The sequence below is a fragment of the Mariniblastus fucicola genome (assembly GCF_008087665.1).
Taxonomy (GTDB): domain Bacteria; phylum Planctomycetota; class Planctomycetia; order Pirellulales; family Pirellulaceae; genus Mariniblastus; species Mariniblastus fucicola.
The window spans coordinates 584,298-598,438 of the sequence record NZ_CP042912.1 but is presented as its reverse complement, the minus strand read 5'-3'; the positions used below and the strand labels follow the sequence as shown (position 1 = coordinate 598,438).

Here is a 14,141-nt window from a genome sequence, read left to right as displayed (position 1 = left end):
GCCTTTTTTCACAGGTTTACACATGAACAAGTACTCATCAATCAGACAGCCACGAACGAGACGTTCAGCCTTCACACTTGTGGAGTTGCTGTTGGTCATCGCGATCATCGCGATCCTGGCATCGCTGGGCGTCGGCGTAATGGCTCAAGCCCAAAACGATGCGGCGATTTCTGCGTCGCGTTCGCGAATGACGTTGGTTCAGCAAATTCTGGAAATCGAACTTGAGAACTATGAGGTCAAGCGATCTCCCGTTTCTTTCGCGACAATGGTCTCGATGATTAATAGTAGTCCTGGTCTCGAACCGGATCGGCTGTTGTTGCATGTGAAGAATCTGAAGCGCATGTTCATGGCAGATCTGATCCGCGCCGAAATGCCGGATGGATCAGTTACTGGCGGACGAAATATTGGCGATTTCCCAACGGTAGCATTGGCAGAGTACTTCAGAAACCAGCTCAACATTGAAGTCAACAGCTACTCCGAAACGCAACAGTCGAATCGACCGCAGTCGGTTGTGGAATGGGAAACATGGGCCAGTAACTCAGACTATCTGGGCGGCGCTCCGCCGACTCCAGCAAATTGGCCTCCTGTAAGAGACGGCAACGCACAAGACGGCATCGTCGAAGACGCTGCCTTGCGATCAGAGATGCTGTTTGAAATCCTTTCGCGGATTGATATCGACGGCGTGCCCGCAACCGAAACGCTCGGACCGCAAGCAATCGCGGATACCAATGGCAATGGCCACAACGAGATCGTTGACGGTTGGGGAGAGCCTCTCTACTTGCAGTGGCAACAGGTGATCATGTCGGGTGACCCGGAAGAGGGCATTTGGAGTGAGACCCCAAGTTCGACAGGCCAGTCTATGTGTGGTCTTTCGTGCGAACATTTCAACGGCAATCCCTCAGTCTCGGTCACCGATTATGTGACTCCGGTTCTTCCTACCCAAATTCGTCCCTTCCTGACATCAGAACGCATGCTCAACATCGATGGTTACCCCTCTGATTCGGTCCAACGAGCCCTCAACTAGTCTGCGTCTCTGCACGAGCCAAGGAGCACAACAATGAATCGATTCAACAAAACAAAGACAACAGGTTTCACGCTGGTTGAAATTCTGGTCGTCCTCGTGATTGCGACTGTCGTCCTGTCGCTGGCCATCCCGCGTATTCGAACGATCAACAAGGAGCGTACGGTCCGAGAGGCTGCTCGTGTTGTCGGATCCAAGTTTGCGAACGCCAGTCAGCGTGCTTCGATCGATGGCATTGCCGGAGTTCGAATCACTCGGAACGCGAACTTTTTCCAGGGCACGTTCCAGTATGCGGCGACGGAAGTTTCAACGCTTCGCGCTGTCCCAAGTTTTACGGGTGACCAACAGGATTCAGAGATCACCGATTCGGACGAAACAGCGGGCACCGTTGATATCGACGAACCGCTTGAGCAATCAGCGCTTGGGATCATCCAACGTGGTGACTCAATCTCGTTCAACCATTCTTCGATTAAGTATCTGATCACGGACATCGACGGAATCGGAACCGGAACTCTCGAATTGGAGCTCGACCGCGGCGAAGGCGACTACCTGCCGATCCCCGAGTACGATGCGTCTGCGTCGAGCAATCCGAGCTATGTCGTGCATCGTTTGCCACGCTTGCTTCGTTCGTCCGTCGAGTCGCTTCCTGATAACCACATCATCGATTTGCGATTCTCAGGATTTGAAGTTCTGGACGATGGAGACAGCCCGACTTTGCCACGTACCCGGCAGCAGTTAACGCGGGTCTTTGAACCCGTTTTGATCCTGTCCGGAACCATTAACTACACCATTGACTTCATCTTCGATGGCGAGGGCTCGGTTGATCGGGTGATCTATCGCGACTCGGCAACGGGCAACTCGGTGGCCGCGCGATTGCCACTGGGACCGATTTTCTTCTTCATCACCGAAGCACCCAATAGCGTCGCGATGACAGACGAGGTGGCAGCCGCATCGGAGACTGGTTTGTGGGTCACGGTAAGCAATTCGACTGGTACGACGAACATTGGATACAACAACAGCCTTGCAGCGGCGAACTTCACGTACCAAACGCTAACAGACTATTACAACGGCACATATGACGCTGACACGATTCCGGAGATGGATCGGGATCACTTTAACGAGATCATTTCCGACTGCCGTGACAATTCAGTCGCCACGTCTGCGAACCAGTAGTTCTCTCCCTCCCAGAAAACGCACTTTCCAGCACCCATTGGAACCAAGATGTTGACTATCAACCGAAAATTTATTGACCGGCAACGCCGCGATGGTATCTCGATCATCGAAGTTTTGACTTCGATGGCCGTGGCAACCATCGGCGTTTTCGGAATCATGGTGATGATCCCGTTCGCGGTCAAGCAATCGCAAACCGGTCTGGATAACGATGCCGCCAATGCAGTCGGTCGCAATGTCGTGGAAGAGCTACAGGTTCTCGGTTTTATGCGAGTCCTGAACAACGGAAACTTTGCGCGTTTGCGAGTCAAAGCCAGAGCTGACGGTGCAACTACGGGAGCTCGGACGATTCGCCCGATGAACAATACAGACTTCGACAACGACAGAGCCCCCGGTCTGTTCCATTTCGATCCGATCGGTTTCGCGGCTCCGGATCCAGATGGCGACACTCTTCCGCTCAAGGGCTTAAAAAACTTTACGATTCCAGATGCGGCAGCAGCGGGAGCCATTAATCCGCCCGTTGCCTATATCGTACCGGACGACCCTAACGGCAATATTGAGATTTTTTCTGCGACAGCAACGAGAGGTGTTGATATTAACACCACACTCTTGAGCAGCGATCCGTTGACTTCTCCTGAAGCCAGCCTGCTGTGTCGCAGCGACGACGATGTGGTCTACGCTGAAGAAGTCGAAGGACTGGAGCTGGCACCGCCGCAGCCGATTTTCGACATCGACCCCAATGGCAATTTGATCAAACAACAGTCGATTGGCCGAATCTCCTGGTCGGCTTTCATGGTTCCCGAACTCAGCCCGAGCATGACGAGTGCACCGGCGAATCGGTTCAAGTCACATGTGTTGGTTTATCGCGATCGGTTTGTTAACCCGGCCAACCCCATGCGCAGCAGCTACGAGTTTTACCGGACAACCATGGCTGGGTCGGGACACATTTCAGCCGTCAGCCAAATCACGATCGATACAGTAAAGCCTATTATTGAGGGCGACATTTCCCGAGGCGACTGGGTGATGCTAGTCAACCGGATCCCGGAAGCAGAGCCAGGCGTTCCGGTCAGAACTCTTCCTGCAGGAGTTGAAGTCCGTGTTGCGGAACAGGGTTACCGAACTCAAGTGATGTTCGCCAAGGTAACACGAGTCACGCCAGGCAGCGGCGGATTTGGTGGAAGCGTCGCCGTTGATGGTGGGCCTTTCGACTTTGTTTCCGCAGGAGTAGCCGGACCGACAGGAAGCATGAATCCGGCATCCTCGCTAACTTACATGGTGCACCTCAAGGATGTCGTCAACGTGTATGAGCGGTCCGTTTCCGTCGAAAAATAAGCATAACTTCCCTCCCGCCACTTCCGCCTTCCATGCAACCAACTGTTACCAAGACAGGTATCGCCATGAGCAACAAACTGCGAACCAATCAATCTTCACGCCGGGGCGTCACGCTTCTGTTTACGATCAGCATGATTGTATTGTTCCTCTTGATGGGAACGACCTTTGTGGTTGTCGCTAACGACTACTATAAAACCGCGACGCGTCGAAGCAGACTTAATACGTACAAAGTGGACGCGACAGCGTTGCTCGATCGCGCGTTCTACGAGGCGTTTCGAGGAACTTCGCTTGATGACACCAACTCTCCGTTGCGTGGCGAAGGAGTGCTTGAGGATCAGTACGGCTATGGTTACAGAGCCGCGATCACTGGAGTTTCTGCTGGGCCAACATCGGCTCTTAGAACATTGTCTTTTGACATCACGGCGCTGACCAGCATTCACGACGGCTCAAACTTTACAACGGCTAACTATGTCGATGGGCTGTTCAATGGACAGGTTCTGACAATCATCGGCGGCGCGGCGGATGGGTATTCGGCCCGGATCGTCAGCCATGCTGCGTCTGACATTTCATTTTCCGGTAGCACTACGATTCAGGCTGTCATCCCGAGAGACAACCTGGGAATTGACTGGACTTCGGCTACCTATTCAGTGGCAGCGGATGTGGCTGCGGGCAATGCTTCGATCGTTATTAATGGACGCGACTTTTCTGGCACGGGTGCGGGCACCGTCGCGGGGGCTGGATTTTTCGACCGGGATAGCGCGGCATCAACCACCAGCTTGACACATCCGCTCACTCCGAACCACATTGGTCGTGACATTTATGCCGACTATCTGCAGAACCCAAACTCGCCGAACGAAGACTACGACGCGCCTGACGTTCAGAACATGTTCCTGAGCGGCCTGTTTTATGACACTTCCGGCGCCACTGCCGAGTTCAAGGTCATCCCGAGTTTTCATCGTGACAGCCTGTACCTCAACCAGCAAGGCACGTCGCCGACAGCTGATGATATCCGGGAGTTTTCTTTCCGACCGGTTTACGTGGCTGACAATGCGAGTCCACCGAATGTCTCCGTTGGGTCGACAGCCAATACAGAGTTCGCCAACTCGGTCTACAAAGTTGACGAAACGATCGCGACGAATCGGAAGTTCAATCCAGACGGCACGATGCTGACGACGAATCGCAATGACGACGACAACCTGGATGTCGACAACGACAACGATGGCGACAACGATTCGGTTTGGATCGATATTGGTTTGCCGATCCAAACGGATAGCCAGGGACGCCGTTTCCGTCCGCTGGTTGCCTATCGCATTGTCGACATGGACAACCGTTTGAATGTCAACGCTCACGGCAGTTACATGGACCAATCGTTGCCTGTCGGAACGAGACGAGGATCCAATTACGGTGTGGCAGAAGTTTCACTCAAGGGCATCCTGCCGGACAATGAGTATTTGGACTTGCTAAATTCGCGATCCGGACTGGGAGACCCGCTTGCAGGCAACCTGGCCAACGCACTTGGCACGAACCAAAAACTGTTTGGCTATGTCGGCGTCAACAATACCGTTGGCGGTTTTTTCTCCACGACTGGAGATGCTTTCGCGCAATTCGTGACCGAGACGCCAGGCCCCTACACAAACAATTCGTTGCCGGCGTTTACGACAGGTCCTTCTGGCACTGCGAGCGCTTCAGCTTCCGGCAGCGCCTATGCCGCGGATTTCAGTATCGGCGGTGGAGTCGGAGACAGCCTGTTCCAGGCATTCGAGTTCGAAAGACTGCTTAGGCCTGACGACGCGGATTCCAGCTTGGCAACTTTTCGTCCTGACGACGATTGGGATAACAATGGCGTCGAAGACGAAGACCTTCACGAAATCGATTACATCAGCGACAACCCCGACGAGTTCACGACTGACAGTTTTGAAGTGAGCGTGCCAACATCGCGACTTTCGATCTTCGAACTGTTGAGACAAAGAGTCAGCAATAACGCGACACTGGCTCGTGCACTGGTCGATGAATTTGTGACGCCCGGCAGAGGCATCCTGTCGAAAGAACTGATGATGGGCGGCAAGTTCAATTTGAACCGACCGTTCGGGAATGGAGTCGACAACGATGGCGATGGAGTCGTTGATAACGCGGCCGAAGCTAGTGGTGAGACAGGAATGCACGGCGGCCTTCCGTTTGATCTCAACAACGATGGAACGATTGACAGCGAACCGGGCATCAAGCAGGACATGGCGCGCCACCTCTACTCGTTGGCATTGCTTGTTTGCGGCGATACTGTTCCACCTCAATTGGCCGGTGCAACTCCACCATTTACAGCTGACGATTACCACCGAGCGGTTGCTCAATGGGCAGTCAATGTCGTGGACTTTTATGATCACGATTCAAAAATGACTTTGTTCGAGTACGACCGTACTCCATTCGCCGATCCTTCGTTGGATCCCGCTGAAGTCGATGGCGACCCGGCGACTCCGATCTTGAGCCCTACTGATGGCGGTGTTGTGATTGGAGTAGAGCGACCTGAATTGCTGATCATGGAATCAATGGCATTTCACTCGCGTGAAGTCGAAGATCTCGATACGGATTCTTCAGGAAACGACCGCGACGGTGGTGACGACGATTGGGACAGTCGTCGCAAGCCTATCTCGGGCGCCTATTTTGAGTTGTACAATCCATGGAAGCAGGCTGCTGGTTCACGCCGTTTCCAGAATGAATCGCTTGATCCCACTGGGATTGGCGCCATCAATTTGGCAGCCAACATTGGTGGAACGCCAACTTGGCGTTTCGCTATTCAGCGAGGCAAACAACGTGGCGTGACTCCGGTACCGGACATTGACGATCCGGATATTATTCGCACGATTTACTTTACGACTCCTCCCACTGCTGCAGGCCTGTCGGTTGACAACTCTGGAGATGGAATCGACGAGTTTTATCCGAGTACGGTTGTGGATACCGTGATCGGTCCTGGTGACCACATGGTGATCGGTTCATCAGGAAACATTCCTGGTCGCAACATGACGACGTTCGGCCGTTTGGTCACGGGAGTGGACCCGGATAATACTCGATCAATTGAGCTCAATGGAAACATCAGCGGAACCGACTATCCGGTTATCGTTCGCGACGTTGTTGGAGCATCCGTCACCGCGATGCCAGTCCCGGCGACTTCGCTGACGGGGAACTGTAAAGCAATCGCTATCGATTTGCCACGTTCGCTATCGCTTAGTGACCCAACAGGCGACTATGACATTTCGCTTTCCGGTGGAGCATGGATGAACGATCCTGCTGGTGATGGACAAGTTCTCAACCCTGCGTTCGTCTACGATGTACCGTTCGACGCCAACCTGGGGCTACACAGAACAGACGATGACCGTGACGCGATTTGGACAAACGGCATTTACAAAGATGGTGGTGAGTACCAGTTCCGCATCGTCCATCTCCAACGCCTTGCAGATCCAACGTTGCCCTGGAATGCAAATACGAATCCCTACGTGACTGTGGACACGGCAAATGTTGACCTGCTGGCGTACAACGGATTCCTGCGAAACCCGAGCAATGGTCAACTTTCCTCTGGGACGCTTTTTCCTGAAAACTATTCAGGTGGTGTAGTCACTGATGGAAGCACTGAGCTGGCAACGGTAGAGCGTGCAGAAGGGATCACGAGTCCCGAAGATGCGAGACGAACTTTTTTCCGGACAGGCACCGCAGCGACTCCATTGACAGCTGACACAGGTTCAGCTGGCTCAGATGGTCACACGTTCAGCTACAACCTCTCAGAGAACCTTGGCACGTTCAGCGATCTTTATGACCACGACAGCCCGCTGGGCTGGTTGGTCTGGAACGATCGTCCGTTCGCGAATCACATGGAGATCGTTCATGTTCCGACTGGTTCTCCAGGAAAGTTCCTGAGCCGTTTCAACGTCGAGCGACCGGTGACTGCACCTGCGGCCGACGCCGACAGGCATGAACAGTTTTCCTACTACATGGGTGATCCGCAGTTCGGCCATCTGATTGGTTTCGGCTCGAACCCGCCCGATGCGAGCGGCGGTGGCGCTCTGTATGTCAATCGCTTTGACAGGTTGCTGGACTTCATTGAAGTGCCCAACCCTTTCATTGGATCTGAGAGGTTTCTGCCAACATCGGTTCCAATGACCGGAGCTTTAAGATTTGGGCTTAACGCACCTTTTAATTCCCTGCCAACGTTCCGTTCGCCGGGCAAGATCAACATTAACACGATCAACGAACAGAACGTCTGGAACGGACTCGAAGGTAACTTCACCGGGCTGGATTTCAGGACTGAGTTTCTCGCGGAACGTGATCGGCGGGATGGGGCGACCGATTTCGCTGGCATCTTCCGTTCGGTAGCCGGTGCTGAATACGCGATTTCGAACAACACGGCATCCAAGGGAGCGACTTCGATGTATCGAATCCCTGATAGTGGTGGCACGACTCCAATGTTTGACGTTGAGAGCAGCTCATTCTCTCACAACACAAACAATGGGTCGTACTTCAAGAACGAATTTCGTCAGCGTCTTGCCGCGACCACAACGACGCGTTCTTCCGTATTTTCGATCTGGATTACGATCGGCTATTTCGAGGTCGATGAGTTTGGACGCGTTGGCGCCGAGCTTGGTTCAGACGAGGGAAAAGTTCGGCGCAACCGTGCGTTTTACATGGTTGATCGCTCTATCCCTGTCGCCTGCGAGCCTGGCAAAAACCACAACGTCGACAATGCCGTGCTTGTGCGGACGATCATCGAATAACCCACCTGTGTCCTTCTCCACCTGGAGTTTCCAATGCTTAACAACAATTTAGCTTCAACCCGGCAGCGACACGGGCTGAGCCTCATCGAGATCATGATCGCAATGGTCATGACTCTGATCGTGCTTGGTGCGATGATGGCTGCGTTTTCCTACGGAAGCGCAGAAATGCAGAAGGGTCGCGCCATGATTGAGTTAAACAATCGCTTGATCACTTCAGAAGAACAGCTTCGGCGAGACCTTGATCGCATTACCGTTGAGGTCAAACCACATCACAAGAAGCCTGCTTTGCCCAACGGTTTTTTCGAGATCGTCGATGGTCCTCAAACGGACTACATTGCCGGTAACGACACACCGTTTACGGTCGGAGCAACAACTTACGGGACGACATTCAGCCACGGTGGCAACGAATTGGTCTACGGTGATCGGGACGACTACTTGGGCTTCACCATCAAGTCGGATGGGAAAGCTTTCCGCGGACGAAACGGAAACAACATCGTAGAATCCCACTTGGCCGAGGTCGCCTGGTTCTGCATCAATACACCTGGCATGGACTCCCCACCGGGCAGTTCGGAAAACCGAATGGTTTGTCGTCGCCAGCTGCTTATACTACCGTCGCTGGGCGTACTTCTGACATCGCCGACGGCTGCGGACGTTAACAGTTTTTTCGCACAGAATGACATCTCAGCCCGGATCGATTCGGCAGGCAACCTGGTTGCGAACACGCTGGCCGATTTGGGGATCCGGGGCAATCGCTATTGTCACACTTCGGGAGCCGTCGACCCATCGCTGAATACGCTTTTGACAGGAGACTTTCCGCTAAAGTCAAATGCGAACCACATCATGTTTTCATCTGTGGCCGCGTTTGACGTTCAAGTGTTCTCTCCGGATGCCGATCTTCGATACATTCTCGACGGCGCATCCCCCCCTAACATTGTTGACATCGCGGAGAACTCCGACATCTGTGCCGCAAGTGAGAGAGCTGGCCTTTTGATCGGAACGGTAACTCCAGAATCTGGAGCGTACACGGATCTTGGCAAAGGCACCGGCTTGCTTGGACGGACAGCAAACGCTCGTTATTCCGAACAGGTCTATGACACGGGATCGTCCCAGTACAATCGCAACGCCCCGAATGATGCGGGCGCGAATGGAATTGACGATGACTCCGATGGGGTTGTCGACGAGCCAAACGAAGGGAACGCTGTTCCGCCATACAATGCTGAAATTCGTGGTATCAAAATCGTAATGCGGGCGATTGAATCGAACACCAATCAGGTTCGTCAGCTGACGGTCAAAAAGAGCTTTGTGCCGGAATAGATCGGCGCGGCGGCTACAGATATCTTCGATGCGAAGGTCTTGATCGAGACCTTCGCTTTTTTATGCGCGATGGGAATTGCAAACGCCGATTCGAAGTGGATCGAGCCCGAGCTTCCAAGACCTGGAATGCACTCACATTTCTTGCTCCAGTCTTCTTGATTGACGTCCGCTGGACTCAGCCACATCGGTCACTATCCCGCACCATCGAGCCGCCAGTGATCCAGTTGCGGTCGAGAAGTTGGAACGCTCTCCATCCGGAAGACCTGGGTGAGCGAAAACCAAAATGCGGTTAACCCGCTGCGCTCTTGTGCTCCGGCGATCACAACGAATTCTCACACAATGAAACCGGTATCTTTTGGACGTTAGAGCAGGGCCAAAACAACCAAGTACTGCTTGATGACTGCATCTTCGCGTTAAATTAATTGCGTGGCTGCCAGAGAGAAGCTAAGTTGACGAAGATATTTCTTCTGCGGATGAGAAACTGTTTACCACGAGTTTGTTGATAGCGCTGACCCGCTGAACAGACTTCACCATGAACACGAGAACAACATGTTTTGCAAAACTTTGATCGCCATGACGGTCGCATTTCTTTCGACGGCCAGTCTTTCAACGGCACAGATGTTCAGTGAGTTCGAACCTGCTCCTGCAACCGGTTCGACGACTTCCTTCTTCGAGATTTTCGGTGATGCCAATACGGCGTTCGACTTGAATATTGTCTCGATCGAAAACGACGGCTTCAACGGATTCGTCGATCGCTCGTCAAACGTCACTGGCATGTTCGATTCCAACGGATTGGCCGTTGTGGAAGTGCCAGAAATCGAAGCGCCTTCTTTTAGTGTCTTCCTTGTCGAAAATTTGGTAACGCTGGGCATCGACCTCGATACTGACAACGACGGCAACCTGGATACGTCAGGCTTTGGCACGATCTTCGATGCCGTAGGTGTCTCGGACAGCGCTGCCGACAACAGCACGCTTTATGCTGGTGCGTTTGGTGGAAGCAACATTCTGTACAACAACATTGATGAACCTCTTGGCGTTTTCCGCGAAGGAAGCAGCGGCGATTTTTATCAGTACGTCACTGCCGATGCAGGACTCGTAACCGAGTACGTTGCGTTGTTCACCGCTGACGGGCAAACCGAACTGAACCCTGCCGATTTCAACTTCGACCCGACCACGACCTCCTACAACATGATCAATCCTTCGGCCGTTCCTGAACCGACTTCAATCGCGTTGCTGGGACTCGTAGGTTTGACCAGCGGCTTGATTCGTCGACGCCGCTTGGGCTAAATCGCGGCTCTTTGATTCTGATCTGACGATGACGATCGACACAAGCAGTTCGCTCTATCCGCGATAAGCCAGCGGATAAGAGCGAACCCGCAGCTCGTTGCTCACCAAGGCTGCCAATAGCGTTTAGCCTTCGTCTGCGAGATCGAATGGAGCTATTGATCGCGAGAGTCAGCTGTTACGCCACCAGAGAAAGCTGCCCAGACATGCAGCGCTCGACGCGTCGCTGCGATCTCGTGGACGCGAACGACATGCATGCCTTTCTCAGCCATCTTCAAAGTAATCGCCAGCGTTCCGGAATCGCGCTCTGCTTCTTTGTCGCCGATCAGCTTGCCAACGAAGCCCTTTCGTGAGTGGCCGATCAGGATGGGACAATCGAGAGCGTGAAACTCTTCGGCACGATTGAGCAGGTCGATATTGTGCTGGTGCGACTTGCCGAAACCAATTCCCGGATCGAGGCAGATTTTCGCGGGCTCAATTCCAGCCGCGAGCAACGCTGATTTCCGCTGCTCAAGATAGTTGAGAATGTCGGTGACGACGTCTTCGTATTGCGGATCGTCCTGCATGGTTTGCGGCGTGCCTTGCATGTGCATCGCACAGACTCCTGCTCCCGTATCGACCGCGACGGCCAACATTTTCGCATCGCCCTCCAGCCCTGTCACATCATTGATGATCTCGGCTCCAGCATTGATCGCGGTTCGCGCAACGACGGCTTTTGATGTATCGATCGACAATGGCGTATCGGTCTCTGCAGCCAGTCTTTCAATCACCGGGATGACGCGGTCCAGCTCTTCGCTTTCTGACACAGGCGTTGCATACGGACGAGTGCTCTCGCCACCGATATCCAGAATGTCAGCACCATCGGCCACCAACTGCAACGCGTGCTCGACGGCCCGATCAACAGAATGAAACTTGCCGCCGTCGGAAAAGCTATCGGGAGTCACATTCACGATCGCCATCAGCAGCGGGCGAGACTCGAAGGAAAGGGTTCGGGTTTTGAGAGACCAGAGCATTTAGCCAGGAAGTTTATGGGGTACGGTTGTCAACGTGTCTCACACAACACACAACGATCGGGAGGCCACCGCAGCTAAATTGCGAATCAGGGCAATTGAAATCAAGAGGTCAACGAAATGCAAACAGCCTGGCTCACGCCACGTCGGCTTTCCGCTCAATTCACTCAAGCTCCAATTGCTTGAACAATGGCAGGTGGCGATAGTAGACTTCCAGCGTACAAACTGCCATCGAAGTTGTGTAGATCCGACCGCCCTTTTCGCCCCACTCGAAATCGTCGGGCGACCAACTGCCGGGATAACGTCCACGCCGGTTCTGGCTTTCAATCACAAGTGTTCGGATTCGCTGGTTCCACTGCTCCCAAGGGTCGCCCCCGTAGTGGTGCATCAGTTGAGTTCCGTAGTACCAGTAGTACAAGTTGCGATCTTTGCGTGACGGCAGGTGTTTCTTCACCAGCCACTGGACCGCGGATTTCAAACGCGGATCTTCTTTGCGCCACCCCAGATACATTCGGCACAGGATTGCCTCCGCCGTCATCACTTCGGTAGCTTCACGTCGCGGCTGATAGGCGTAAGCAGCACCGCTGAGGAGTTTTTCATTTCCGCGCGGCTGCGACGCAACGGAATCAAGAAACTGATCAGCACGAGTCAGCGTTTTCGGATCGATCTGGACATCCATTCCGGCAGCCCTTGCACTCTGCAACGCCATCATCTGCCAACCGAACACGGAAGTATCCCCCGCCTGGCCTGGACGATATCGCCAACCTCCCTGACGATGCTGGGCCGTTTCAATGAACGAGATCGCTCGCTGAACAGGATCGAAGAATTGTCGATCGCCCGTCAGCGCCAATGCCTCGCACAGCACAATCGTTGCCTGACCATGAGCGTACATGCCAGCCTGAGAAGTAATATTGCCTCTCAGGTCCCCGTTCTCTTTTTGGTTTTCCAACAACCAACGCAATCCGCCCGCAACGGTTTTGTTGTAGACACCGAATTCGTGCGTTTGACCAGCGCCGAGAAACGGCAGCAGAGCCAGTGCTGTTCCCATCGCGTCTCCTTTGTTGCCGGCTCGATCACTACGGCTGTAGTTTTTCAGGCTCCAGGAACCGTCGTCGTTCTGAACCGACGCCAACCACCGCAGCCCGCGAGCCACGGAGGCTTCCGTCAAGTTGGTGCCGCCTTCTTTTTCGACAATTTCAGCGCGAACGCGGGGGTCTCGAGCTGCAAAAGACATCACATAGCCGGCTCGCGTGGTGATGTTCTTTTTCACCGTGCTGAGGTCTGGCAGCCGCATCTCGGTTTGCGGATCGACCCTCAGCTCAAGTGCATCTCTTGCCGCGTCCACGACGGCATCGCGAATCTCTTCTTCACCACGCTCCATTTTCGCGGCGATCGCGACGTCATCCTGCAGCGTATCGATTGGGCTTTCGACGCGAAGATCACCGCCTTCGCGATCAGCGCTATCAATAAAGGTCGACAGCGTGATCGCTTCGTCAAATCTGGACACCGGATCGCCAAAGACAATCACAGCCAGAATCAGGATTGCGATCAGGTGCAGCAGGAAGCTGATCAACCACGCGGGAGTGATTCGAAACATACGCCGCAAGACTCGAGCCAGCCCGGAACCCTGAGTCAACCGATCGAGTTCGTCTGAGAAATCCGGATCGAAGTCCGAGACCCGATTCGGAGCCCCTGTGTTGACTCGTGGGACAACGGTATCGAGAGGTGCTCGCCCAAAAAAATCAGCCGGCGTAGGAGGTGGCTTCGGAAGTTCACGCCGCTTCGCCTGAAAACTGGACGCAATCTGTGACACGATCCTTTCGTCCAACGCGACGCTTGCCGGGCAACGCCAACAGTCGGCCAATCCCAACCACAGACGGATCGTCATCGGAGCTTTGCAATCCGGACACTGGCAGAGCAGGGCGTTGCCGTTGAACTTGATTGGGCCAATCCGCGTCAGGATGCTGTGAGAACCCGTGATCGTCAGGTCGGAGAAATGCTGAAAGTCCGTTAGCGGCTTGACGGCTTTCAGCGGTCGTTCGAGCGAAGTCGCTGGCTTTGATTCATGGAAATCAGCAATCTCCCAGGCTTGGGGTTGCAGGTGGCCGCCCGAAGAAAGATCGATTTCACCGCCGTAAGGAAGGTTTCCTTCATCGCTTGGCAGCTCGGAAAGCTTGGCCGCAATCGCCGCATCGAGACTGAATGGATTGTCGAGTTCTGGAGGCATGTTTAACTGTTCAGGATGCCCACCAT

At 53.9% G+C, this 14,141-nt stretch carries 8 protein-coding genes; 6 read left to right on the top strand and 2 right to left on the bottom strand.

The features are described 5' to 3' along the window. Window positions 1-22: 22 nt before the first annotated feature. From MFFC18_RS02215 to MFFC18_RS02190, 6 genes are all read left to right on the top strand, one after another. Window positions 23-1,024, top strand: a complete 1,002-nt coding sequence (locus MFFC18_RS02215) for a type II secretion system protein (protein ID WP_075084776.1) — start codon at window positions 23-25, stop codon at window positions 1,022-1,024. 33 nt (window positions 1,025-1,057) lie between these two features. Further along, the gene (locus MFFC18_RS02210; protein ID WP_075084777.1) at window positions 1,058-2,194 is read left to right on the top strand and encodes a pilus assembly FimT family protein; all 1,137 of its coding nucleotides are present in this window, start codon (window positions 1,058-1,060) and stop codon (window positions 2,192-2,194) included. A gap of 48 nt (window positions 2,195-2,242) precedes the next feature. Beyond that, window positions 2,243-3,523, top strand: coding sequence for a type IV pilus modification PilV family protein (locus MFFC18_RS02205; RefSeq protein WP_075084778.1), 1,281 nt, complete (start codon window positions 2,243-2,245; stop codon window positions 3,521-3,523). Window positions 3,524-3,588: 65 nt separating this feature from the next. Then, the gene (locus MFFC18_RS02200; protein ID WP_075084779.1) at window positions 3,589-8,280 is read left to right on the top strand and encodes a hypothetical protein; all 4,692 of its coding nucleotides are present in this window, start codon (window positions 3,589-3,591) and stop codon (window positions 8,278-8,280) included. A gap of 33 nt (window positions 8,281-8,313) precedes the next feature. Next, window positions 8,314-9,594 carry a PilW family protein gene (locus tag MFFC18_RS02195; protein ID WP_075084780.1) on the top strand — a complete coding sequence of 427 codons (1,281 nt, stop codon included), beginning with the start codon at window positions 8,314-8,316 and terminating at the stop codon, window positions 9,592-9,594. A 549-nt stretch (window positions 9,595-10,143) separates the two neighbouring features. After that, a complete protein-coding gene (locus MFFC18_RS02190) occupies window positions 10,144-10,881 on the top strand; it encodes a PEP-CTERM sorting domain-containing protein (RefSeq protein WP_075084782.1) in 738 nt (245 codons plus the stop codon). 152 nt (window positions 10,882-11,033) lie between these two features. Here the strand turns inward: MFFC18_RS02190 and folP are convergent, their stop codons facing one another. Then, window positions 11,034-11,891 carry a dihydropteroate synthase gene (gene folP / locus MFFC18_RS02185; RefSeq protein WP_075084783.1) on the bottom strand — a complete coding sequence of 286 codons (858 nt, stop codon included), beginning with the start codon at window positions 11,889-11,891 and terminating at the stop codon, window positions 11,034-11,036. Between the two features lie 160 nt (window positions 11,892-12,051). After that, the gene (locus MFFC18_RS02180) at window positions 12,052-14,115 is read right to left on the bottom strand and encodes a prenyltransferase/squalene oxidase repeat-containing protein (RefSeq protein WP_075084784.1); all 2,064 of its coding nucleotides are present in this window, start codon (window positions 14,113-14,115) and stop codon (window positions 12,052-12,054) included. Between the last annotated feature and the right edge of the window lie 26 nt (window positions 14,116-14,141).